Annotated in this window: 25 protein-coding genes and 1 pseudogene; 11 read left to right on the top strand and 15 right to left on the bottom strand. The window is 64.0% G+C overall.

The features are described 5' to 3' along the window. Nucleotides 1–152: 152 nt before the first annotated feature. Nucleotides 153–695, bottom strand: coding sequence for a TetR/AcrR family transcriptional regulator (locus tag DOE79_RS06920; protein ID WP_120337859.1), 543 nt, complete (start codon nucleotides 693–695; stop codon nucleotides 153–155). A gap of 87 nt (nucleotides 696–782) precedes the next feature. Here DOE79_RS06920 and DOE79_RS06915 point away from each other — a divergent pair, with 87 nt between their 5' ends. Beyond that, entirely contained in the window at nucleotides 783–1,733 is a 951-nt protein-coding gene (locus DOE79_RS06915) for an SDR family NAD(P)-dependent oxidoreductase (protein WP_120337858.1), read from the top strand. A gap of 28 nt (nucleotides 1,734–1,761) precedes the next feature. Here the strand turns inward: DOE79_RS06915 and DOE79_RS06910 are convergent, their stop codons facing one another. The 5 genes from DOE79_RS06910 to DOE79_RS06890 form a co-directional block, all read right to left on the bottom strand. Then, complete coding sequence (locus tag DOE79_RS06910) at nucleotides 1,762–2,781, bottom strand: NYN domain-containing protein (RefSeq protein ID WP_120337857.1); 1,020 nt, start codon at nucleotides 2,779–2,781, stop codon at nucleotides 1,762–1,764. Nucleotides 2,782–2,890: 109 nt separating this feature from the next. Then, nucleotides 2,891–3,514, bottom strand: a complete 624-nt coding sequence (locus tag DOE79_RS06905) for a dihydrofolate reductase family protein (protein ID WP_120337856.1) — start codon at nucleotides 3,512–3,514, stop codon at nucleotides 2,891–2,893. Then, a complete protein-coding gene (locus DOE79_RS06900; RefSeq protein ID WP_120337855.1) occupies nucleotides 3,511–4,260 on the bottom strand; it encodes a GAF and ANTAR domain-containing protein in 750 nt (249 codons plus the stop codon). The genes DOE79_RS06905 and DOE79_RS06900 overlap by 4 nt, the downstream gene beginning before the upstream one ends. Further along, nucleotides 4,257–4,958, bottom strand: coding sequence for a GAF and ANTAR domain-containing protein (locus DOE79_RS06895; protein WP_120337854.1), 702 nt, complete (start codon nucleotides 4,956–4,958; stop codon nucleotides 4,257–4,259). Before DOE79_RS06895 ends, DOE79_RS06900 begins: the two co-directional genes overlap by 4 nt. Before the next feature lie 24 nt (nucleotides 4,959–4,982). Further along, nucleotides 4,983–5,897, bottom strand: coding sequence for an MBL fold metallo-hydrolase (locus DOE79_RS06890; RefSeq protein ID WP_245977170.1), 915 nt, complete (start codon nucleotides 5,895–5,897; stop codon nucleotides 4,983–4,985). Between the two features lie 26 nt (nucleotides 5,898–5,923). Here DOE79_RS06890 and DOE79_RS06885 point away from each other — a divergent pair, with 26 nt between their 5' ends. Then, nucleotides 5,924–6,439, top strand: coding sequence for a GNAT family N-acetyltransferase (locus tag DOE79_RS06885; protein ID WP_120337852.1), 516 nt, complete (start codon nucleotides 5,924–5,926; stop codon nucleotides 6,437–6,439). A gap of 74 nt (nucleotides 6,440–6,513) precedes the next feature. Here the strand turns inward: DOE79_RS06885 and DOE79_RS06880 are convergent, their stop codons facing one another. From DOE79_RS06880 to DOE79_RS06870, 3 genes are read right to left on the bottom strand one after another with little or no spacing between them, the layout of a single operon-like run. Continuing rightward, nucleotides 6,514–6,951 (bottom strand): VOC family protein, encoded by a 438-nt coding sequence (locus tag DOE79_RS06880; RefSeq protein ID WP_120337851.1) that lies wholly within the window; start codon nucleotides 6,949–6,951, stop codon nucleotides 6,514–6,516. Nucleotides 6,952–6,994: 43 nt separating this feature from the next. Next, nucleotides 6,995–7,201 carry a hypothetical protein gene (locus DOE79_RS06875; protein WP_120337850.1) on the bottom strand — a complete coding sequence of 69 codons (207 nt, stop codon included), beginning with the start codon at nucleotides 7,199–7,201 and terminating at the stop codon, nucleotides 6,995–6,997. Between the two features lie 5 nt (nucleotides 7,202–7,206). Beyond that, a complete protein-coding gene (locus DOE79_RS06870) occupies nucleotides 7,207–7,674 on the bottom strand; it encodes a SecDF P1 head subdomain-containing protein (protein WP_162942640.1) in 468 nt (155 codons plus the stop codon). Nucleotides 7,675–7,912: 238 nt separating this feature from the next. On the opposite strand from DOE79_RS06870, the gene DOE79_RS06865 reads away from it, so the two are divergent. Beyond that, entirely contained in the window at nucleotides 7,913–8,314 is a 402-nt protein-coding gene (locus DOE79_RS06865) for a cupin domain-containing protein (RefSeq protein WP_120337848.1), read from the top strand. Between the two features lie 581 nt (nucleotides 8,315–8,895). Here the strand turns inward: DOE79_RS06865 and DOE79_RS06860 are convergent. The 3 genes from DOE79_RS06860 to DOE79_RS06850 form a co-directional block, all read right to left on the bottom strand. Then, on the bottom strand, nucleotides 8,896–9,681 hold the full coding sequence (locus DOE79_RS06860; RefSeq protein WP_162942639.1) for a CPBP family intramembrane glutamic endopeptidase: 786 nt from the start codon (nucleotides 9,679–9,681) through the stop codon (nucleotides 8,896–8,898). Nucleotides 9,682–10,500: 819 nt separating this feature from the next. Beyond that, entirely contained in the window at nucleotides 10,501–11,100 is a 600-nt protein-coding gene (locus DOE79_RS06855; protein WP_220094294.1) for a hypothetical protein, read from the bottom strand. A gap of 300 nt (nucleotides 11,101–11,400) precedes the next feature. Beyond that, nucleotides 11,401–12,225 (bottom strand): SDR family NAD(P)-dependent oxidoreductase, encoded by an 825-nt coding sequence (locus tag DOE79_RS06850; RefSeq protein ID WP_120337845.1) that lies wholly within the window; start codon nucleotides 12,223–12,225, stop codon nucleotides 11,401–11,403. Between the two features lie 104 nt (nucleotides 12,226–12,329). On the opposite strand from DOE79_RS06850, the gene DOE79_RS06845 reads away from it, so the two are divergent. Both DOE79_RS06845 and DOE79_RS06840 read left to right on the top strand, forming a co-directional pair. Next, nucleotides 12,330–12,923: a TetR family transcriptional regulator gene (locus DOE79_RS06845; protein WP_120337844.1), complete on the top strand. Its 594-nt coding sequence runs from the start codon at nucleotides 12,330–12,332 to the stop codon at nucleotides 12,921–12,923. Between the two features lie 175 nt (nucleotides 12,924–13,098). Further along, on the top strand, nucleotides 13,099–13,341 hold the full coding sequence (locus DOE79_RS06840) for a hypothetical protein (protein ID WP_120337843.1): 243 nt from the start codon (nucleotides 13,099–13,101) through the stop codon (nucleotides 13,339–13,341). 118 nt (nucleotides 13,342–13,459) lie between these two features. Here DOE79_RS06840 and DOE79_RS21135 read toward each other — a convergent pair. Then, nucleotides 13,460–13,636 (bottom strand): annotated as a pseudogene (locus tag DOE79_RS21135) (DUF6226 family protein); the annotation flags it as partial. A 152-nt stretch (nucleotides 13,637–13,788) separates the two neighbouring features. Between DOE79_RS21135 and DOE79_RS06835 the strand changes: the two are divergent. Then, nucleotides 13,789–14,442 carry a Pr6Pr family membrane protein gene (locus DOE79_RS06835; RefSeq protein WP_162942638.1) on the top strand — a complete coding sequence of 218 codons (654 nt, stop codon included), beginning with the start codon at nucleotides 13,789–13,791 and terminating at the stop codon, nucleotides 14,440–14,442. Nucleotides 14,443–15,042: 600 nt separating this feature from the next. Here DOE79_RS06835 and DOE79_RS06825 read toward each other — a convergent pair. Next, nucleotides 15,043–15,303, bottom strand: a complete 261-nt coding sequence (locus DOE79_RS06825; protein ID WP_120337840.1) for a hypothetical protein — start codon at nucleotides 15,301–15,303, stop codon at nucleotides 15,043–15,045. 81 nt (nucleotides 15,304–15,384) lie between these two features. On the opposite strand from DOE79_RS06825, the gene DOE79_RS06820 reads away from it, so the two are divergent. The 5 genes from DOE79_RS06820 to DOE79_RS06795 all read left to right on the top strand — a co-directional run bounded on the left by DOE79_RS06820 (nucleotide 15,385) and on the right by DOE79_RS06795 (nucleotide 19,879). After that, on the top strand, nucleotides 15,385–15,921 hold the full coding sequence (locus DOE79_RS06820; RefSeq protein ID WP_220094293.1) for a GNAT family N-acetyltransferase: 537 nt from the start codon (nucleotides 15,385–15,387) through the stop codon (nucleotides 15,919–15,921). 51 nt (nucleotides 15,922–15,972) lie between these two features. Next, nucleotides 15,973–16,872 carry a helix-turn-helix domain-containing protein gene (locus tag DOE79_RS06815; RefSeq protein WP_120337839.1) on the top strand — a complete coding sequence of 300 codons (900 nt, stop codon included), beginning with the start codon at nucleotides 15,973–15,975 and terminating at the stop codon, nucleotides 16,870–16,872. A gap of 319 nt (nucleotides 16,873–17,191) precedes the next feature. Then, the gene (locus tag DOE79_RS06810; RefSeq protein ID WP_120337838.1) at nucleotides 17,192–17,593 is read left to right on the top strand and encodes a RidA family protein; all 402 of its coding nucleotides are present in this window, start codon (nucleotides 17,192–17,194) and stop codon (nucleotides 17,591–17,593) included. A gap of 22 nt (nucleotides 17,594–17,615) precedes the next feature. Next, a complete protein-coding gene (locus DOE79_RS06805) occupies nucleotides 17,616–18,152 on the top strand; it encodes a DUF1697 domain-containing protein (RefSeq protein ID WP_120337837.1) in 537 nt (178 codons plus the stop codon). Between the two features lie 1,088 nt (nucleotides 18,153–19,240). Continuing rightward, entirely contained in the window at nucleotides 19,241–19,879 is a 639-nt protein-coding gene (locus DOE79_RS06795; protein WP_120337835.1) for a DUF4232 domain-containing protein, read from the top strand. A 233-nt stretch (nucleotides 19,880–20,112) separates the two neighbouring features. Here the strand turns inward: DOE79_RS06795 and DOE79_RS06790 are convergent, their stop codons facing one another. Beyond that, entirely contained in the window at nucleotides 20,113–20,661 is a 549-nt protein-coding gene (locus DOE79_RS06790; RefSeq protein WP_162942637.1) for a hypothetical protein, read from the bottom strand. Between the last annotated feature and the right edge of the window lie 2 nt (nucleotides 20,662–20,663).

The raw sequence follows: 20,663 nt of genomic DNA, 5'->3' as shown, positions 1-20,663 counted from the left end.
GCGTACCGCTGGTCCCAGACGTCCTGGATGTCGTGGGGGTCCTGCGGCGTGTGAACGGCGGGGGTGTGGTCGCTGGTCTGGTCCATCACAGCAGCATGCAGGCTGGGCGGCTGGTGGCGAAATCGGCTTGCCGATCCGGCAACCCGGTGCTGTCAGACCGTGGGGCGGAGCCCGGTGAACAGAATCTCCAGGAGCGGGGCCCTGTCGGCGGGGGTGCCGAGTCGCACCGCGTGTTCGATGCCGCAGACAAGGTGCGAGACCTGGTCCACGGTGAGATCCGCGCGAACAGCACCGGCGTTCTTTGCGCCGTCCAGGAGGCTGGAAAAGGTGTCGAAAATCTCTCGCTTGGCTGCATGCACCACGTCTGACTCGTCGTCGCGTGAGAGGAGGACGGTTTGGAGGCCGTCGTCCTCGAGTTGCAGGGTGAGGGCGGAGCGTAGGTAGAGCGAGAACGCGGCGCCGGGCTCGGGTTCGGCTGCGGCGCGGCGGGAGATCTGCAGCATCCGCTCGATCGTGTCGGCGGTGAGGGCCTCGACGAGAGCACCCACGCTGCGGAAGTGCCGGTAGACCGTGCCGACGCCGACGCCAGCCTCCCGGGCGATGTCGTTGAGTCGGAGGTCGTGGGCATCGTGGGTTCTGGCGACCTCGAGGATCCGGGCGCGACTGCGGGCGGCATCGGAACGGAGCACGGTCATGCCGCCAGTCTAGCCGAAGTGGATGACTCATCCGTATTGTGCTAGCGTCCAATCGGATAATCAATCCACTTAGAGATGAGGACAGCAATGACCTGGAACCCAGAACACCTGCCCAGCCAATCCGGACGCACCATCGTGGTCACCGGCGCGACGGCGGGGATCGGCTACTTCGCCGCGGAGCAGCTCGCCGCGGCCGGCGCGGATGTTGTTCTCGCCTCACGCTCCGCAGTCAAGCTTCGCGTGGCGCGGGAGGCGATACTGGGTCGTGTCCCGGGAGCCTCGGTACGATCCGTCGTGGTCGAGCTGGGGTTGCTCGCCTCCGTCGACGCCGCCGCGGCGGAGCTGGCGGCATTGCCCCGGCTCGACAGCATCGTGCTCAACGGCGGCGTGATGAATTTCGGTCGGGGAGCCAGGACCACCGACGGACTTCCGATCCTTCTGGGCACCCACGTCGTCGCCAACTTTCGCCTGCTCGCCGGGGTGCTTCCGGCGCTGGCGGCGACGGCGACGGCCCACGAGACGGTCGGCCGGGTGGTGCACACCTCCACCGGGTTTGTCAGTCGATTCCGCTATGACCTCGACGATCTCGCGCGTGTTCCGGTGGTCGGCGTCGGCGCCTACACGAAGGCGAAGACCGTCACCGAGGTTGTCGCCTTCGAGCTCGACCGGCGGTTGCAAGCGACCGGCCTGCCGGTGCTGTCGGTCGTGACCAGGCCCGGCGTCGGAGTCGACGCGAAGACCCCGGAGCGACCCGGGATCCGGGATGCGACGACGCCGTACCAGCGCAACCCGTACACACCGTGGGCCCAGGGCAAGGACACGGCGGCGTGGTCGGCAGTGCGGGCGGTCACCGATCCGTCCGTGCGGGGCGGCGAGTATTACGCGCCGGCCGGAAGCCTGCGTGGTCGACCGGTGTCGGTGCCGCCCCTGGTGCGCACGGCCACACCGCCCGCCGGGATCGCCGACCAGGTGTGGCACCAGGTCGAGGCGCTGGCCGGAATCAGTATCCCCGGCCTGGTCGGCCAGGCAGCCGGGTAGGCCCCTCGCCGCGGGGAAGGTTACCGCCTCAGCGGCGGGAGTCGGCCTCAGGGCGCAGCCGGATCAGCCGCTGCGGGCCGTCCTCCTGCAGCTCGGCCACGTCGCTGCGGGACGAGAGGAAATCGGTGAACGACCGGAAGCCGAGCGGCTTCTCGTTGAAGGACGGGTCCATGCGGCGCATCTGGTTCTTCACGGTGCCGGTGTTGAGCCACTCGTCGGCGTCACCCTTGGCGTGACCGATCTGCAGGGCGCGCACGAGGAGTTCGGTGGCGAGTGACTGCGGGTCGATGTCATCGGCCGGTTCCAGGTCATCGAACTGCGAGTCCTCCGTGTGCGAGAACATCGGGATGGTCGTGAGCTTGCGGGCGGTGCTGGGGGGAGTGTCGGGCTGCGTCTCCGCGCGCTCCGACGAGCGACGGCCGGACTTCGGGCGCTCGGTGGAGGTCGCGGCGGCCGCTGCTGCGGTGGCCTTGTCGATGCCGGGGAGCGAGTCGTAATCCTCGAACTCGTCGCACGCGGCCGCGAGCGAGGTGCTCGTGGAGCCGGCGACGCCGATGCCCACGACGAAGCGGCCGAGGCGCTTCGACTTCTGGGCGAGGGCGATGTAGTCCGAATCGCCCGCGACGATGATCACGTGGGTGAGGTCGGGCAGCCGGAAGAGATCTTCGACCACGTCGACGGCCAGGCGGATGTCGGCGCCGTTCTTGGTGCCGCGGGTGGTGGTGGTGAACAGCTGGGTGAGGTCCACCGCGCGGCTCATCAGCTGACGCTGGTAGCTGGCGTTGACCGGCACCGACCAGTCCGCGTAGGCGCGGTTGACCACGAGGGTGCCGAACGAGGCGGCGAAGTCGATGATGGCGTTGAAGTCAACGGTGGCGGCGGCCAGGCGTGCGGCGACCTCCGGGTCGGCGTCCCGGCTGGTGCGGTCGAAGTCGCGGATGCCGTCGCGCTGGAACGCGTTGCGGCCGTGCAGCTGCTGGTAGCGCGAGATGACGATGTTGTCGAAGTCGATGTACAGGCCAACACGGGCATCGGTCGGTTCGGTCATGGTGAGCTCCTCTTGGCCGCAGGCGGAAGACTCAATAGCGATCCGGTATCTCCAGTCTGGTGCGCGGGGTGCGGCGAGGGCAAGTTGCGCACCCCCGGCGGGCGCACGCTCACCGACTCATGTCTCCTACCTGGGGCACCGATCCCGTCCAGCCGTAGCGCAGCAGAACGGCGCCCTTCTCGCTCGCTGCATCGGCGGCGAGCAGCGTCAGGGACGCGGGCGGCCCGTCATCGGGAAAGAGTCTCTTACCGGGGCCGACCACGATCGGGTACACCCAGAGATTCAGCTGGTCGAACAGGCCTTGGGCCACCAGGGTGCGGGACAGGTCGATGCTGCCGATCACGTGGATCTCCTCGTGCCGGTCGCGCAGGGCGGTCATTTCCGCGGCGAGATCGCGGCCGAGCAGGTGCGAGTCGCGCCAGTCCAGCTGAGGTCGGCCTCTCGAGGCGACGTACTTGGGTATCGCGTCGAACTTGCGCGCGATGCTGGAGTCGGCGCCCTCCAGCTGGTGGGGCCAGTAGCCGGCGAAGATGTCGTAGGTGCGGCGACCCAGGAGCAGGGCGTCCATGGCCTCGATACCCGCGGAGATCTGGGCGCCGTCGGTTTCGCCGATCAGGGGCGCCTGCCAGCCGCCGAACCTGAAGCCGCTGTCGGTGTCTTCGTCGGGCCCGCCGGGGGCCTGGGCGACGCCGTCGAGGGTGGTGAAGTGGTCGATGTGGATACGGCCGGTCATGCTGGGGTCTTCTCCTGGGCTGTGTCGCCGGGTCCGAAGCGGAGGTCGCGGCCGACGAGTTGTCGGGCCACCTGACTCAGGGGCAATTGGTGGGAGCGGGCGTGGTGCCGGATGAGGGCGAACGCTGCCTCGATCGACACATCGGCGGTTTCGGCGACCACGCCCTTGGCCTGTTCTATGATGATCCGGCTGGACAGGGCCTCCTGCAGCTGGTCGCGCAGCTTCGAGGCATCCCGGATCGTGCGTTCCTGCAGGATGCCGATGGTCGCGACATCCGCCAGGGCTTGGGCGGCCCGTATGTCGCGCTCGCCGAGTTCCCCACGTTCGTTTCGCATGAGGTTCAGGGTGCCGATCGTGGTCTCCCTGAGGCGTAGCGGGATGGCGTACACCGAGTGGATGCCCTGGGCGAGGGCGGTGGTGCAGAAATCCGGCCACCGGCCCGAATCGACGTCGATGTCCGGTACCGAAACGACCGAACGGGTGCGGAAGCACTTCAGGCACGGGCCCGCGTCAGCGTCCAACTGCATCATCTCCACGAGAGCGTTGGCCTCGCTCGTGGAGGCCACGACCTCCAGATCGTCGCTGGCGTTGGCCAGGAGAATGCCGGCGGAATCGACATCGAGGAGGTGGTGGCAGGTCTCCACCAGGGTTTGCAGCAGATCGATCACGTCGTAGCCGGCCACGAGGGTATCCGCCAGCGTGGCAAACGCGTCAAAGAGCCGTTCGATACGGGTTGTCTCATTCATGGGTGTTCCTTGCCCGGATCGGGTAACGCGGTGAATCGAATCCGCCGGTCGATGACGTCTTGGGCGATGTGGCGCATCGGGCGGTTCTCGGCAAAGGCGCGGGCCTGAAGGATCAGGTGGGCGTCCTCGGCGGTCGTGCCGAGTTGGGCCAGGACCATGCCCGTCGCCTGGTGGATCAGCCGTCGGGAGTACATCGTGGTCTCGTCGTCGCCGCCCTCGTCGATGATGGCGCGGCGCAGCAGGATGCGGCTGACGATGGCCGAGAGAACCAGGGTCTGCCGTTGTTGTTCGTCCGAGAGGGCGACGGGTTCGGCCGAGTAGAGGTCGACGGCGCCGATCTCGAGGGGGCCGAAGAGCAGGGGGAAGGCGAAGATCGCCCCGATCTGCTCGGCCTGGATGGCAGCCAAGAAGGCCGGCCACGACTCGGTGCCTGCGGCGAGGTCCGGGGCTAGAATCGGCCGACGCTGGGCTAGCGCGTCCCAGCAGGGTCCCTCGCCGAGATCGAATTGGAGCTCGTCCACCCGCCCGGCCCTGGCGTCCGTGGCCGAGACCGTTTCGGCCTGCAGGAACGCCCCGAAGGTCGACACCGACGCGCCCGAGACGGGCAGAAAGTGCAGGAACGGGCGCGCAAGCTCGGAGATCTGCCCTCGGCTATCAGAGAGGGCATCCGATGCGATCCGGAACGCATCCTGTGCCATCGCTACAACTCCTCCCTCGTTCTTCTACTGTGTGTGGGTGAGCTGCTGGACTTGCCAGTTGTGCACGTCGGGCAGCCATTCCAATGGCGCATCCGGGCCGACCCGGGGATCGTCGGTCGTCTTGCCGTCGCGCAGGTCCTGTACGTACGCGCGATCCTGCGCGATCCGTTCCTGCAACTGGTCGGCCCCGCCGATGGAGCCGTGACCGGGGATGACGACATCCGTTTGGCCGGCCACGTTCTCAAACAGCTGCAGCGCGGCGAGGTAGTCCTCGAGCGGTGTCTCGGCCGCCAGGTCGAGGAACGGCATCAGGGTATCGCTCAGCATGTCGCCCGCGACGAGCACTCGGCTCTCCTCGAGGACCAGCGCCGCATGGCCGACGGCATGGGCCCGGTGCTCGATGATGCGCACCGTCGGGCCATCCCAGGGGATCTGCGCGGCGCCGTCGGGCAGGCCCGACACCAGACCGAGCAGCTCCATCGGGATGTCCTCGGCGTGTTCCGGCGGGAGTCCTTCGGCGATCTGGTCCTTCCAGTCCGCGTTCGACAGGAACTCACGCATCACTGTCGCGTTGCGAGACGTGCCGTACCGGGGCGCGTCACCGAACTCCACGTGCCACAGCACATGATCCCAGTGCGGGTGGGTGGAGAATCCGGCAACGACGGGTTGGCCCAACTCGCGAAGGTCGTGTGCGATGGCTGCCAGCTCCTGGCGGGTGATGCCGGGATCGATGAGCAGCACGCCGTGCTGCCCCTGCACGACAACGCAGTTACTCTGCAGGAACTCGGCCTCGTGAACCAGAACGCCCGAGGCGACGCGCTTCAACATGCAGTGCCTTCCGCTTGTGGTGGTCAACAGCTTGTTGAGACGGTATTCCTGCTGGCGAACGGGTGCAAGCAATCCGGGCGAAGCGGCTGACAGATGGTCCGGCAGGTGCATGCCGCGCACCTTGCAAGAATGGAGCCATGGTCGGCGAACAGAACGAACTCAGCATCCGTCTCGCGGATCTCACGGGCGCCGATGCCGGGGCTGTGAGTCACCTCGTGGAGGCCTATCTGACGCACACCGAACTCGAGAAGGCCACGTACCTGGGCGGCGCGGGCGCCCGGCTGCCGGAGCGCTACCGCGCTGAGGTCGACGATCCGGCACGTGCCTACGAGAACGCGCGTGTATACCTTGCTCACCTGGCCGGCTCGCCGGTCGGAGTGGTGATTGTGCAGCACACGCCAACCGCGTACGAACTCAAGCGCGTCTGGGTCGATCCGGCCGCGCGTGGGCATGGAGTCGGCTCCGCCTTGATCGATGCGGCGCTCAGCCAACAAGACCTGCCGACCCGCCTGACGGTGTGGGAGTGGCGCGACGACGCCATCCGCTTGTACGGCCGTCGCGGGTTCGTCCCGGTCGCGTCATGGGAAGAACGGCCACGACTTCTTTGCATGGAGCGCGCTCAACCCTTGAGCGCAACTGGCGCCGCTCGTTAGAGAGCGGTGAGGTACCTCACTGTCTGGGGCCGCTCGGGCGCCGCGAGTGCCCGCGTGCGGTTCCCCTCGATAAGTCAGTTCTTCTGCAGCTCCTCGGCCAGCATCACGATGATGCCGCTGGGCCCGCGCACGTAGGTGAGCTTGTAGACATCCTGATAGGTCGCCACACCGCGTAACGGAAAGCATCCGTGCGTCGCGGCTATCGCGAGGGCGGCGTCGAGGTTATCGACCGAGAAGGCGATCCGGTGCATGCCGATCTCGTTGGGTCGGGTGGGCTCCGACTCAATCGCGTCGGGGCGGAGGTACTCGAAGAGTTCCAGACGTCCGTGTCCGTCTGGTGTCTGAAGCATGGCGATCTTGGCGTGGTTGCCGTCCAGACCGACAGCAGTGTCGGTCCATTCGCCACTCACTTCGTCTCTGCCCAGAACCGTGAGGCCGAGGTCTGTGAAGAAGGAGATCGTTGCTTCAAGGTCGCGAACTGCAATGCCGACATTCTCAAGCTTGATGGACATGCGGTTCATGTTATCGAGCGGGCCAGTCGCCCCCTAGGTTCCGCTACAAGTGTGATTTCTCTCGGCGGCTCACAATGAGCGCGGCAAGGATCAGCAGTACTGAGATGGAAAGACACCACACCATCAGGTTTGTTCGAGCGGTATCCACGCCGCCGGTGGCGAACAACAACGATACGGCGACGCCGCCGCCGGCGATGGCGAGCAGAAGAGCGCCACCGGCAAGAACAATGACGATCCGACGAGTAGTCATGTGACTCAACCTATGAGGTCGACGAGGTCCTGGGCGTTAACGTCTGCCGAGAGAGCGATCTGCACCTGGTCGTCGGTGGAGGCATCCATGACGCGGACCGCCGTTTGAAGCTTGTCGCCGATCCTGATGAGCAGGCGCGCTGAGTCCCCGGCATCGACGGCTTCCTCCGTGAGTTCCTGCCACACCTTCGCGCCGTCGCTCGTGAACTTGACGTCGACCGCACTCTGCTGATCTTCGGCGACACTCGAATCCTGAACGCCGACTTGTTGGAATGTGGAGGGGAGCACGACACTCTCGCCGTTGACCATCTCACACTGGGAATCCGCCTCCGTGGTGCACGTGTTCGAGACCGCCATCTCGATCGTTCCCCCGCTCCCCGTCGCTGCCTCGCCAGAACCGGCGGGGGAGGAGCAGGCGCTCAGAGCAAGCAGGGCGAGTGCGGCCAAAGTTAGCTTGGCGGTTCGAGAAGCCATGACTGTCCGTTCTCTGGGCGGCACGTGGGAGCCGAAACGACTCCTACCTGCGACCGTAGAGGACCCGGCAGACAAGCGCCAGCGTCTCGGGGCGCCCGCGGGCTCTCGGACCGCCCCACTTCGGGCGGCCGGATCGGCACAGCAGTCCTCACAGACCCCTGTTCCCCTGCGGGATCAGCACGCCCCAGGCAAACACGTCACGGAGCCTTACGCGCACGCCGTGAAGCAGAATGGTCCCATGACACTCATCCCCGGCATCGATTTCGACGCAGAGCTCCGGCAGGTTGAAGCGCACTGGACGCCGCGAGTGGTCGGGCAGGTGAACGATCAGTACGTCAAGGTTGCGAAGCTCCTCGGCGAACTGGTCTGGCACGCCCACGACGCAGAGGACGAGATGTTCATCGTCGTCTCGGGTCGGCTTCGAATCCAACTGCCAGACGACCAGGAGGTTGTGCTCACCCCTGGACAGTTCTACGTCGTACCCCGAGGAGTGCTGCACAACCCGGTTGCCGACGAGGAGGTGCACATCGTCCTCATCGAGACCGTGACCACCGCACACACCGGAGATGTGATCGTAGAGGGCACCGTGCCGCTCGAACGACAGTTAGGCAACCTGAACCTGCCCGGACTCGGCTCCTGAGTACCTAGCGGTCGATGCCCTGAGAAACGAGTTGCGCCGCTCGATCATTCTCGCCGCGCTTGGCGTCGTCAGGGCACCCGGCTGTTCCGTGGGCGTCGACGGAGATTGAACTTGTTTGTGTCGGGAGAGCAAGTACAAGTATGAGCACAGACAGCGACAGCGACGTGATCCGGTACTCCGCCGAGAACCCGGCGGTGTTCGGAGAGCTGTATGGGTGCGATTCTCATCGACCAAGCTGCCTGAGTAGAGCACCATCTCGCGTTGGTACCGAGAGAACATCGCGGTCGGTCCCTGCCGTCTCGAAGTTCGATCGGATTGAGGACACGAACGTACGATTCGTAGCCGGGTGGGATCACCGACGTCACCACGTCTCCCTTCGCGTCGAGCAGGTTTGCGATGGCCCCACTCATGGACGAAGACTACTCAGGCCCGATGGCCGAATTCAGAAGACGACGCTGTAAGGCTGGGCTACATTCACAGCATGCTGACGATCGAGTATTTCGCGGCCTTCGCCCTACTCTGCCTGGCGATGGTGGGCTTGGTTCTCGTCCTATCCGCAGAACAGAAAGCCCGAAGGGCGGCTACACAGCAACCGTCTCTGTCTCGGCACGGTCTGCACGTCGTTCTCTTACGGTGCGGGTGGCAACTACGGCGAGGACTGCAACAAGTCCGGTCGCGATTGCAGTGTTGATGGTCCAGAGCAGAGACTCATCGCCACCTGAGAAGACCACGAGCGTCGCCGCGTTCACCATCCAATGGAAGAACGTCGCAATCAGAACGCGCGCGGCGAAGGACCTCCCCGTGGTCAGAACCGCCAAGGTCACGGAGAGGCCGATCGCGGCGACGACAAATGCCAGATACACAACCACACCCGCCGCGAGCAGAACGTAGAAATGACCGAGACCGAACAGCGCGCCCGTGAACACCCCTGACCAGATCAACGAAAATCGGATCTCGAAAAGAGGCTGCACCACACCTCGCCACCCAACCTCCTCACCGGCCGCACCGAGCATTTGCAGAATAAGGATGAGCCCGAGCGACGTCGGCAGAGTTGACGCTTCGAGTGGCGACCACGCGCTGCCTTCGGCCCAGTTGAGAGCAATCAAGACAGCGATCGTCGCGGCAGCAAAGAGCACCGCCAGAACGGCAGCTCGCCTGGCGCTTCGTCCGGTCACTCGCGGAAATCTGAAGCTCTCGCGCCAATTCCACCACACAACAGCGGCCCCGATTGCTGTCGCGAGAGTGGGCAGGCGCAGGATCTCGGGGTCCAGCCCGACGACCCCTTGAAGCAGGGAAAGGAGTGGGGACGCTACTGTCGCAACCGCGAGGAAAGTAGCGAGCATTGCAACGATGCGCTTGTTTGTCATGCACTTCATCTCTGAGGAGAGGTGAGAACGAGACCGTTCCGGTTCGCCCTGACGCCGGCCCAGGTACGGGCCGTGGTGCGATGTGACTGATGTTGCGTGAGGCGGTTCCACTATGCCGTACGCCGGGGGTCGCTAGTTGGCGTCTACGTCGCATGAGCGACAACCGGACACACCACGTGTGCCTCAACAGCGCAGGGAGTCGAGGCATCTCATGGATGACCTCCGAGTTCGCGTCTCGAATCCCGTGCTTCACGAGACGCCAGGGTTCAAGGCCTTGGCTGCGGGCGACGGGCAGCGATCTGCTTGAGTAGCTCGTCGTTCTTCCAACCGGGTACGTGGTGTGTCCCACTCGGCTTCATGAACAGGAACCGAGCAACGATGGATTGAGAGTCATCGAGAATCTGAATGGTCTCGGCAGCGGTGCCAACTATGGCATGCACTGAAAGTGCACTCACATCGCTCCAACCCACGTCGAAGAGGACGGCTGACTTGCCGTAAAACCGAAGACCAGTCTCGTCCGCCCGTAGAACCGCCAACTCGTCATGAGAAGAACTCCCACCGCATATAGTGCGACAGTCAGTGCCGTCCACCGCGAGTCCCAGGGGCGTCGACTTACCAGCTGGAGAATCGGCACAGCGACTGAACTGATCACAACGAAGACGAGCGGAGATCTAGACAAACGAACTCGACTGAGTCTCACCCGCTCTGTCTCTGCTCTCTAAACGTGTTTGCGCGAGTTCGTTGGCTAACGAAACTACCGTCGAACTTGCCCACGTTCCACCGCGCCCAATGCTCATGAATGGGCGATTGCGACAGCAATCAGCTCCTCCTCCTATCAATGGCCTCGACCAGGCGTTGTCCGTCGTTCAGAGGAATCAGGGTGGTGCGGGCCAGGACGAAGCGCAGGTTGGCGGGTGCTGTCCGGACTTGCACGATGAGGACCCCTGGATTCCAACCACTTCTCTTGAAGGTGACCGACGAAATCTCTGGCCAAGGGATGAGATGAATCAGGTGCAGCGGGTGCGCCTGCAGCGGCCAGTAAAATTCCAATCCCGCATTGGTCCCAACTGCGTTCACGACTGACGGCGGAGCAGACCAGAGACTGGGGCTCGTGCTCCGCTGGGCAAGCCAGCGAAACGTCTGACCGTCCAGGGCGGTCACGAAAGAAAGTTCTGATGGGCGGAGGTCCGTGAGTTGAGCGAGTGTGATGCGCCGCGATCGAACGCGGAATGCGTACCCACCTGCTAAGGCCAGGACCAGGAGAGTCTCGCTCAGGACTGCACCGGGGAGCGTGGTCAACAGACCTGAGCGGGATGACGAGTCCTGCACGATAAAACTGACGGGGATCACGAGCAAAGCGGCGAGGAGAAGCCACCATCCGACCGCGTCGATCAAGCGCACTGCCCGATACATGAACATGTTCATCCCCTTCGGGTCGCCGAGCCACCGCGCTTCATCAGGCCAGAAAACTCGACTGGCCGGCTGTCGGCTCGATATTCCGGTGGCACGGGTCCGAGCCTACTCAGGTCGGAGAGCGCTGGATCGGCTTCCACTGTGGCGCGGGGCAGGATCGGGCACTGTCTCCGGCGGCACCCTTTGCATCTGGACTGACGACCGGAGGAACAAGAACGCTAACGCCGCACCCACCACCGCGTCACCGACGGCATTGGACGAGAGGTTCGTTGGCATGGTCACCGCCGAGCCGCGAATCTCGCAGCGCTATCTCGCCGCGGCGGTGCGGTTGCGCCGTGCGGGGTCGGTGAGGCGGTGCATCATTGTGACGGTTCCGCGTCGGCTCATCACTCGGCCGATGTTCGCGCCGACCCGGTTGGAGGAGCCATCGATCACACTCGGGCCCGGGTTGCGCCGGTCGAGGTGGGCGAGCGCGGTGGCCACGACGTCGTCCGGGGTACGCATCCGGGCTCCCGCGGTGGCATCGTCGGTGCCGACGACGGCGTTGAACTCGGTGCTCGTCGCGCCGGGCGAGACTGCGAAGATGGTGACTCCTGATGCGCGGGTCTCTGCCCAGAGGGACTCGGTAAAGCTCAGCACGAACGCTTTCGCCGCTCCGTAGACGGCCATCCTCGGGGTGGGTGTGTAGGCGGCCATACTGGCGACGTTGATCAGGAAGCCTGTGCCCGCCTTGACCATGTCGGGCAGGAACGCGGAGCTGATGTGGACGGGTGCGCTGATGTCGACGGCGATCTCTTGGGCAAGGCGGTCGGGGTCTTCCTTGACGAAGTCGCCGAATGTGCCGAAACCGGCGTTGTTGATGATGCCCGTGACATGGAGCCCTGCCGCTGCCACCGCAGCTGCGAGCTCGACGCCCACCGAGGGCGAACCGAGGTCCTGGGTGATCGCAGTGACGGTCACGCCGTGGGCCTGGGTGAGCTCGGTGGCGAGTGCATCGAGGCGATCCCCGCGTCGGGCGACCAGCACGAGGTTGGCGCCTCGAGAAGCCAAAGAGCGGGCAAAGGTCGCGCCAATACCGGATGACGCTCCGGTGATGAGGATGGTGTGGGTGGGATAGTCCAGTACGGGCACGAGCAGCTCCAATAAACGTGAGGGTGGCCGCGATCTGCGCCCGAGGAGAATGTATGCCTAACTGGCACTCAGTGTCAATCAGGCATTTAGGCTACGATGCTGACATGAGCACTGAACCGACGTTGTGGCAGCGATCGCGTCAGTCGGCCTATGCCGAGATCACGAGTATCGCTATGCGGCTGTTCCTGGATCAGGGTTTCGACCAGACGACCATTGATCAGATCGCGTCGACGGCCGGCATCTCGCGGCGCTCGTTCTTCCGCTACTTCGGCACCAAGGAAGACATCGTGCTGGGCGATCTGGCGAGCCAGGGCGAACTCATGCGGGATGCGCTCGAGAAGGTGCCGCAGGCCGTCGGGCCTTGGGAAGCTCTTCGGCAGGCATTGCACGCCGTGGATGCGCTCGAGGTCGAGCCCGGTGTCACCTGGAAGATCGCGACGATGATGTACGGGACGCCGTCGCTGCGGGCGCGCAGTATCGAGAAGCACCTGCATTGGCAGTCGCTGCTGGTACCCGACATCCGGAGGCGTCTCGGACTGGCCGACGACGACGTCTACGACCCGGCGCCCACCGCGATCGTCGCTAGCGCGATCACCTGCCTGGACGTGGCAGGGGAGATCTGGGTCGCTGGCGGCGGCGTGGGCGATCTCGCGGCTCTCTACGATCGCGCGGTCGCAGCCGTGCGCATGGGCTCGTGATCCTCACCGCGCAGCTTCCGGCTTCGGTCACATCGCGTTGTGACGTGCCTTCGTAGCCCCAGTCCAGTTCGATTCGAGTGTCCATGACTGGGCTACCCCTGGGTTAGATGCTCGTCGCCTGTTGTTCCTGCTATGGACAGCGAGTTCGTGCCCGAACTGGCATCACACTGGTGGTGTGAAAGACGTCCGCGGGGGAATTCGGAAGCGTGAAGGGTTTTCGTTGAACTACGCAGAACTGTTCGCCGTCGTCTCGGCAGGGCCGGCGCGGTGGGAAGTGCGGCACGAGGTGACCAATGAATTGGCTGGCATCATCCAGCGCACGCCTCGAGGATTCCTGCTCAGGGACGATCAGACGCACGCAATCGGCGTTTTTGACTCGATCACGAGCGCACTCGAGGGCCTATACGAGGTGGCCTGAAGCTCACCCGCCAGGCGTCGGCGTCGGCCCTGCTTCGGGGCGCACGGGTCAGGAGTTCCAGTGACCCGAAGCCGGTAGTGCAGCTCGGGCGGCCGCCACCCGCTCGTCAGGTAGTTCCTCAGTGTGTCTGCGCCCCGATTGCATTCCCACCCCCCGATTCATCGAGCCGATATTCGATCCACTCGCCCGAGCCAGGCGCGAAGCTCTCTGAGTAGCCCCCTGATGCGACGGTACGCACGGTCCACTCGAGTTGATCTATGAGATCCGGGACTGTGTCGTCACAGGCATCGCAGCCGCATGCTGGGCAATGGAAATCGTGGAGGGAACCCGCGTGGAGGAAGAGGCCGGGGAAGGGCGACGTCTAGCTGACGCCGTTGGATGCGTGCGAGCAAGCAGGGGCGGCCAATTGAACCCGCCCGGACAGTCCTCGTTAGGCTGACGCTTGTGATGCCTGACGCAGCTCTCCGCCCCGCCTCTGCCCTGGTCGGGATCTGCCGTGCCGGCAGCGGCATCGTGGTCGTCGCGGTTCTCGTCTACGGGTACTCCCTACGCATCGCTGCCGGAGACAATAACCTGTTCGACTACTTTGGATATTTCACCAACCAAACGAGCCTGCTCGCGAGCGCCATCCTCATCGTTACCGGAGTGCTCGCCATCCGCGGCGGACGCATCTCGCCTACGCTCACCCTCCTCCGAGGAATGGCCACGTCGTATCTGCTTGTCGTCGCAGTCATCTACAACCTGCTCGTCCCGGGCACAGGATCGGCGCCTCCCTGGATGAGCGCCCTTCTCCATGTGCTCTTCCCGTTCCTTGTTGCATGCGATTGGCTCTTCCTCGGCGACCGCGCGCCCCTACCGTGGGGAAGGCTCTGGCTGCTCCTTCCATATCCGGTGCTGTGGCTGATCACGGTCCTGATCCGTGGCGTGACCGACGGCTGGGTCCCGTACGGTTTCCTCCTCCCCGAACGCGGTTTGGCCTCCCTCGCCGTTCACATCGTCGGGCTACTTGCCGCCATCGTCGCCGCTGGAGCGCTCGTTTGGGCTGCCAGCAGATTACGCGGCATCGCCTTTGTGCAGGGACCGGGCCCGCAACAAGAGTGACTTTGGCACTCGCACCCCTGCGCGACAATCAGCGCTGCGAGCAAGCCTCCTTCGCGGGCATTCAAGCCCGGCCGCACTGTCGAAGATGGATCAGGCCCTGGGGATCTGTTCAGATGCCCGCTTGAAAGTCAGGACGGGATAGTGCCGCGCGGCATGACAACGATGAGGAACGTTGCGAGCGGACCTAGGACTAGAGATAGCAGCCACCAGATCAGTCGGCCGCGCCCCTTCGACTCGGCAAGGCCTGCATTGACGAGCGTGAGGGCGAACCACCACCCGCCGATTGTTGCTTGATTACCTATGTCCATGGACTCATGGTCGCAGATGCCCCACGGCTTCGGCGCATCCCTTCGAGGGTTCCGTGACGGGCCCTGGTTCTGTAGGCACTCAACTTCATTCCTTCCAGCCTTCAAGCGTTTCCCGGGCGTCCACAACACGAAGCACTCGTCCTGATCCTGACCATCTCCTTTGGTGACCCAACCGCATCATCGCCGTGCCCATGCTCATACTGACGGCATTCCAAGCGGACATCCGCGGGATTCAACCTCCGCAACGTATCGTCGGTAATTCCGTTCGGATGCATCGGCCCAGCCAACAGCGTCAAGTATTGATGCGAACAATTCCTCGGTAAGTGCCCTTGTCGTCGTCGCCGGCCAGTGGGGCCGGCGCGGGCAAGATCGTCTGGCGGTCCAGCTCTAGCTGCGCCTCGTGACGTATCGGATTGAATGCCTCATCGGCGATCGTCATTGACCCGCCTCGACGCTTCTGATTCCACGACAAGTCGACCCACCCCTTGCGCTGCCCGACAAACGCTACGACCGCGATCACGGTGACGATGCTTGCGAGAATTATCCAGTTCACCGCTCCAATCTAGTTTGAGTGTGTTCCGTAGTCCCGAAGTCCGCCTGTCACGGGCGCCACCGATGGCACTACCGTGGGCTGATGGTCATCGACTACGCGATCCGTCCCGCCGTGCCGGCTGACGCGCACGAGATGGCAAAGGTTCACGTCGGCACGTGGCGGGAGACCTACCGCGGTCTGATGAGTGACGCCACGCTCGACGATCCCGGTCTTCTGAACTGGCGCGAGGATTTCTGGTCCGCAGCACTGACCGATCCGCGTTTCCACCAGAACGTCGTCGCCGTGGCCTCGCACGCAGGCTCGCTGATAGGCATCGCGATGTCGGGCCCGTCGCTCGACGCCTCCGGCGTGCCGCAGCAGTTGTACGTGCTTTACACATATGCCGAGTTTCACGGCTCTGGGGTCGGGGCCGCGCTCCTCGACGCCGTCATTGATTGGAGTTCTCCTGCTGCGCTGTGGGTCGCCGACCCCAACCCGCGCGCGCAAGCTTTCTACCGAAAGCACGGCTTTCGCACCGACGGCAAGGTCAAGGTCGAAGACGGTGTGCGAGAGATCCGGATGGTTCGCGTGGCCCAGAGTCCATGCGATATGAGGCAGAGCGAGTTGCTCCTGCCGTAGCGTCATGTGGTCTGCTGGAAGCACATCCTGTCCCGATCCGAGAGGTTTGCCATGCGCCCGTTCCCTGAACCGCCCCGAGAGGTCCTGATCGGCGATGCCGCGGCGTTCGTCGGCGTCACTCCGCGGACGATCCGCCACTACCACCAGGTCGGCCTGCTGCCCGAGCGGGAGCGGGGCAGAGACGGCCGCCGCCGGTACGCCTACGCGGAGATCATCCGTCTGCTCTGGATCCGCCGCATGGCCGACGCCGGGATCGCCCTAAACGACATCCGGGACGCCTTCGACGGCGCCGCGCCGAGTGGCCCCGACGGCGAGGACGAGATCGCAGGCGTCCTCGCGCGACTTGAGGACGCCCTCGCCGTGCAGGAGGCCGAGCTGCAGCGGAAGCGCGCCTCGGTGCAGCGCATGCGGACCCTCGGCAGCCGACTGGGACTGCTCGACGATCTCGTCTCCAACCGCCTCGAGGGCGCGCCCGAGGGCTCGCTGCGCCAGGACGACCTGGACGTATTGCTGGTCACCGAACGAATCTTCGGTCCGCTCGGCGCCGTCATGCAGGCGGGCCGCTTCCTCACTCTGGCCCTCGATCCTGGGCTGCGCGCCGAGTCCGACCGCGTCGATGTCGCCGAGGAGGCGCTCGACGACACGGTCGCCGTCGACGACCCCCGGGTGGCGCAGGTGGCGGCTGAGCGGCACGCCTTCGAGACCGCGCTGATGCGCGTCATCGAGGAGTCCGGTCAGCTGGAGGAGGACGACGCTATCTTCAACGCCTGGGACGAGCTGCACCCGCCCGAGGACGCCGACGCGGCGCCCGACCCCACGCCGGCAAAGGGCTCACGCATCAGGAGTGCGGGCGAGATCATCCGGAGCATGCCCTACGACTTCTCCCCGGCCCGCCTGCGAAGCATGGAGCTGGCGGTACAACTCGGCGCGGCGGCGGCGCCGGCGCCCTAAGTGGGCCTGCAGCCGCGGGGATATGAAGCACTCAGGTTTTGAGGCCCCACGCGGCATCGGCTCATACCGGCGCGGCGAGACTTCAGAACCCTCGCTGGCCCCGCTCGATGTCGGCTCGCACGTCCGACATGGCTCGAGCGAGTTCTGGGTCGGAGCCTTGAAGATCCCGAGCAGCGGATGGGCTGAGCCGCCGCCGTTGGGCGGCGGAAGCGATCATCGTTGCCCAGCCGCTCCTCCAGATGTGGTTCCCAGAGCACATCGCTGTAGGTGCAGTCCGTACCCATAGCTTCTTTGTGGATGGTGCGTATCATCGTGGATCATGACCTCGATTCGACGTTTTCGCCCGGAGGACCTCGTCTCCAGCCCAGCCTTTAGCCACGTCGCCGTGATACCGCCTGGCGCGACAACAATCTATGTCGGCGGGCAGAACTCGGTCGACGCGAACGGCGCACTCATCGGTGTGGGTGACGTGGCCGCTCAGTCGACCCGTGCACTTGCAAACGCCAAAACAGCACTGCAGTCGGTCGGCGCAAGTATCGACGACGTCGTGCAGTGGACGGTGCTCTTCGTTGATGGCGTGGACGTCGCGGCCGCGTATGGAGCCATTGCCGCCGACCTGGCATCTGATGAACCACCGCTTGTCATCAGCGCGCTCGTTGCAGGGCTCGGCGTTCCCGGAGCCCTGGTCGAAATCGCTGCCATCGCCGCTGTCCTGCGATGAGTGGTTCCATCTTGAGTGTGCAGTGACTTCGTTCGTGGCGCTCCTGCGTGGAATCAACGTCGGCGGTCACAACCTGATCGCAATGAGCGACGTTGCGACGTCATTTCGAGCGGCCGGCTTCACGAAGGTCAGCACTTATGGCCAAAGCGGCAACGTCCTGTTCGCAGCAGACGGTGTGGGAATCGAACTTGAAAACTCGATCCAGGACATTCTCCACGACCGTTTTGGCCTCCCGATCCTCGTCTTGATTCGTTCGCACCAAGAACTGACCGCGACCGTCGCGCAAGCACCGACCAATCACGGCTCGGATCAATTGCGCAGCGACGTGTTCTTCCTCAAGCTTCCGCTCACGGCCGAAGCTGCTTTCGCTGGGCTACCCGAGCTGCGCGAAGGAGTCGATTCGGTTGCGATCGGCCCGGGAGCGCTCTACTTCTCCCGCGTCGCCGCTCTGGCGACCACAACCCGTATCCAACGGCTCTATGCAATGCCCATGTTCCAGCAGATGACCGTGCGGACATGGAGCGTCACGACCCGGCTTATGAAGCTACTCGACACCTGAGTTACGGGTCCCTGACATAGCCTGCTTTGCCACTGAGTGAACAAACAATCTGTCGGGCCATCCCTCGTCGGACGAGTGGGACAAAGTCGCCTTCTCCCGGCGGTGCCTCAAGGCTGTTACAACAAGCTCATTGATGTGACGCGGTGGGTTACTGCTGACATCTGTCGGCTAGATATCTGCCGCACAGTTGCACGAGGGATGAAGCGTTTCAGGAGACGCTGCAGGAACGCCACGAGGTTGAGGTCGAACCATCCCAGACATTGCCCCAGCGACGCCGACTGAGCCCAACGGAAGTAGGTGAGCCACGCGACAAACCCAATCGGAAGGACCAGCCACAAAAGGAATCCGCGGATCGTGAGCAGTACCAGCGCCGCTTCCGGAGGGATGCTGTTCACGTAGTCACGTCGAAACTTCAAGACATCCTCCAGAGGAAGGACGTGAGGCTCGTTGGCATGGAGAACGCGGAGTAGACGTTAGTGGCAGAACTGAGGACAAATAGCGAGCCAACAACGAAGCCAGATCGAGGCCGAGAGGTCATCCGCCACCGGGCGCGGGGTGCCGCGAGAGATTCGCCCGCACCTCGGAAGGATCGTGTTCCACCGCGAGCTAACAGGATAAGAAGTGCGATCACCCAGCCGGCCTGCCACGGAAGCAGGGAGACGAAAAACAGACCATTGAGCGCGAGCAAGATGCTGCTGGCGACAACGTACGCAATTTTCCAACGTGCCTGTCGAATGCGGAGCATGTCGTGAACCTAGCAGCGCCAGCGCCGCCAATGACGGAATGTATTGCGAACGAGCTCGAGAACGTCGCCCGGTGTCTCGAAACCCTAGGGAAACGAGACGCCCCGCCGTCGCAATTGGTCACCACGGGCCGTCACTCGTCTAGAGATGAGACGCTCGTGTGGCTGTCATCTGCATCGACACCACCGTCTCGTATCCCATGGGTTTTAAGACACGAGGATTACGAGACACGTGGGGGTGTCATAGATAACGTACCTCTAGGACCCATCACCCGAGACCGCCGCCCAGAAGTCGTACACCGCAGGCGCATGCATCAACTGACACCACGACCCTTCGAGGAAGATCATGAAGAGAACTTCTGCACTCTGCTCCGGAATAGCCGTCATTTTCTTTCTGACTGGGTGTGCTGGCCAGGTGAGCGGTGAGGCAGAGCCTTCGACGCCGTCGCCCTCTTTTGCTTCCGCTTCGCCCGAAGCGCCTGATCCAGTGGAGTCCGAGCCCACTGACGAAGCATCGGTCACCGCAATTGACCCGGATGTGACGCCGATCCCCGGCGAAGCCGCTGAGTGTGGCGGAGACGACCTGGATATCTCCATCGCCGCACAGCCGATGGCCAGCGGAGCCGGTTCGTTCTTCTCCGAGATCACGTTTACTAACACCAGCGGCGACGACTGTTTGGTTGAGGGACCGCCTTCCATCTTCAACCTCGCGGACAGCGCTACGGGGGCAGTCGTTGGGAAGCGCGCGGCGGACAGCGGCATGCCGGAGGTGGTGCAACTCGCTCCTGGAGCGTCTGCTTACAGCACCATCCATTTCAGCAATGCCGGAGCGTACGACTGTGCCACCGCCGTCGCCGATGTGGCCAAAGTGAGTCCACCCAACTGGGATTCGTCGCGGACCATAACGCTGGAAAGCCCCGTCACCGTATGCAACACCCCCGCTACCTACAACGTGTCGTGGATCAGCGCGACCAGCCTCTTCTGATCTAAAGGCACGGGCAGTGACTGATTACGCCTATGCCGCGAACGAGTAGCAACCGGATTTTATGCCGTCGGTCACCTGCTGTCAGAGCGGAACCAACGAGACAAGTCCTCGCCAGGCGGGCCGAGCCGACCCTGGCCGACCTCACCGCTTCAACCGGAAACCTTCCATAGCCACAGCGCCGCGTTCTGGCTCGCCTGTTGCAAGAACCGCTGTCTGTTCCGTTCCTCAAACGGTCATGACGCAGGGGCATTCTCGGCGAATTCTGAAGCGAAGGGTGACACGAGCGCAAGCAAGAAGGGATTTTGTACGTAGTAGAGCACCCCGTCGCGCCAAGCGAAGCCGCTGCCAAGTGTCGGGTCGGCGCCGGGCTTAGACACGTACACCCATCCTTGGACGATCTCATCGGCCACCTCATGACCGTCCTCGGTGAACTTGGACTGAGTCGCGGACCACTGATTCTCATCCATCGCCAGTTGGCCAATGACCACAGCGCCATCGGACATCACGGTTTCGTTGAGGAGGCCCCCGCAGGCTATGCCATCGGTAACCATTTTGTCGACGAGGGGGTCGACTGCGTCAGGCTCCTTTTCGTGGAGTTGCACGACCGTGGCGGATCTCCCGAAGAGGTCCTGAGGCAATTTTCCCGGCAGAATTTCGTCGCAGGTTGCCAATTCGTTCTTGGTGCCCGTCTCGGGTTGAGTTGGAGCAACGCATCCGGAGAGACCGGTGACCAGAATCAAGGCAAGGCCGGCGGATGCGTAAGTCTGGGCGAGTGGTCTCATGA

Origin of the sequence: Cryobacterium soli (genome assembly GCF_003611035.1) — a bacterium.
Classification (GTDB): domain Bacteria; phylum Actinomycetota; class Actinomycetes; order Actinomycetales; family Microbacteriaceae; genus Cryobacterium; species Cryobacterium soli.
This window is presented reverse-complemented; position numbering and strand designations above follow the sequence as displayed.

Excerpts from the sequence above, each read along its gene's own strand:
- DOE79_RS06920 (WP_120337859.1), bottom strand. The coding sequence starts at position 695 with ATGACCGTGCTCCGTTCCGATGCCGCCCGCAGTCGCGCCCGGATCCTC.
- DOE79_RS06915 (WP_120337858.1), top strand. The coding sequence starts at position 783 with ATGACCTGGAACCCAGAACACCTGCCCAGCCAATCCGGACGCACCATC.
- DOE79_RS06910 (WP_120337857.1), bottom strand. The coding sequence starts at position 2,781 with ATGACCGAACCGACCGATGCCCGTGTTGGCCTGTACATCGACTTCGAC.
- DOE79_RS06905 (WP_120337856.1), bottom strand. The coding sequence starts at position 3,514 with ATGACCGGCCGTATCCACATCGACCACTTCACCACCCTCGACGGCGTC.
- DOE79_RS06900 (WP_120337855.1), bottom strand. The coding sequence starts at position 4,260 with ATGAATGAGACAACCCGTATCGAACGGCTCTTTGACGCGTTTGCCACG.
- DOE79_RS06895 (WP_120337854.1), bottom strand. The coding sequence starts at position 4,958 with ATGGCACAGGATGCGTTCCGGATCGCATCGGATGCCCTCTCTGATAGC.
- DOE79_RS06890 (WP_245977170.1), bottom strand. The coding sequence starts at position 5,897 with ATGCACCTGCCGGACCATCTGTCAGCCGCTTCGCCCGGATTGCTTGCA.
- DOE79_RS06885 (WP_120337852.1), top strand. The coding sequence starts at position 5,924 with ATGGTCGGCGAACAGAACGAACTCAGCATCCGTCTCGCGGATCTCACG.
- DOE79_RS06880 (WP_120337851.1), bottom strand. The coding sequence starts at position 6,951 with ATGTCCATCAAGCTTGAGAATGTCGGCATTGCAGTTCGCGACCTTGAA.
- DOE79_RS06875 (WP_120337850.1), bottom strand. The coding sequence starts at position 7,201 with ATGACTACTCGTCGGATCGTCATTGTTCTTGCCGGTGGCGCTCTTCTG.
- DOE79_RS06870 (WP_162942640.1), bottom strand. The coding sequence starts at position 7,674 with ATGGCTTCTCGAACCGCCAAGCTAACTTTGGCCGCACTCGCCCTGCTT.
- DOE79_RS06865 (WP_120337848.1), top strand. The coding sequence starts at position 7,913 with ATGACACTCATCCCCGGCATCGATTTCGACGCAGAGCTCCGGCAGGTT.
- DOE79_RS06860 (WP_162942639.1), bottom strand. The coding sequence starts at position 9,681 with ATGACAAACAAGCGCATCGTTGCAATGCTCGCTACTTTCCTCGCGGTT.
- DOE79_RS06855 (WP_220094294.1), bottom strand. The coding sequence starts at position 11,100 with ATGTTCATGTATCGGGCAGTGCGCTTGATCGACGCGGTCGGATGGTGG.
- DOE79_RS06845 (WP_120337844.1), top strand. The coding sequence starts at position 12,330 with ATGAGCACTGAACCGACGTTGTGGCAGCGATCGCGTCAGTCGGCCTAT.
- DOE79_RS06835 (WP_162942638.1), top strand. The coding sequence starts at position 13,789 with ATGCCTGACGCAGCTCTCCGCCCCGCCTCTGCCCTGGTCGGGATCTGC.
- DOE79_RS06820 (WP_220094293.1), top strand. The coding sequence starts at position 15,385 with ATGGTCATCGACTACGCGATCCGTCCCGCCGTGCCGGCTGACGCGCAC.
- DOE79_RS06815 (WP_120337839.1), top strand. The coding sequence starts at position 15,973 with ATGCGCCCGTTCCCTGAACCGCCCCGAGAGGTCCTGATCGGCGATGCC.
- DOE79_RS06810 (WP_120337838.1), top strand. The coding sequence starts at position 17,192 with ATGACCTCGATTCGACGTTTTCGCCCGGAGGACCTCGTCTCCAGCCCA.
- DOE79_RS06795 (WP_120337835.1), top strand. The coding sequence starts at position 19,241 with ATGAAGAGAACTTCTGCACTCTGCTCCGGAATAGCCGTCATTTTCTTT.
- DOE79_RS06790 (WP_162942637.1), bottom strand. The coding sequence starts at position 20,661 with ATGAGACCACTCGCCCAGACTTACGCATCCGCCGGCCTTGCCTTGATT.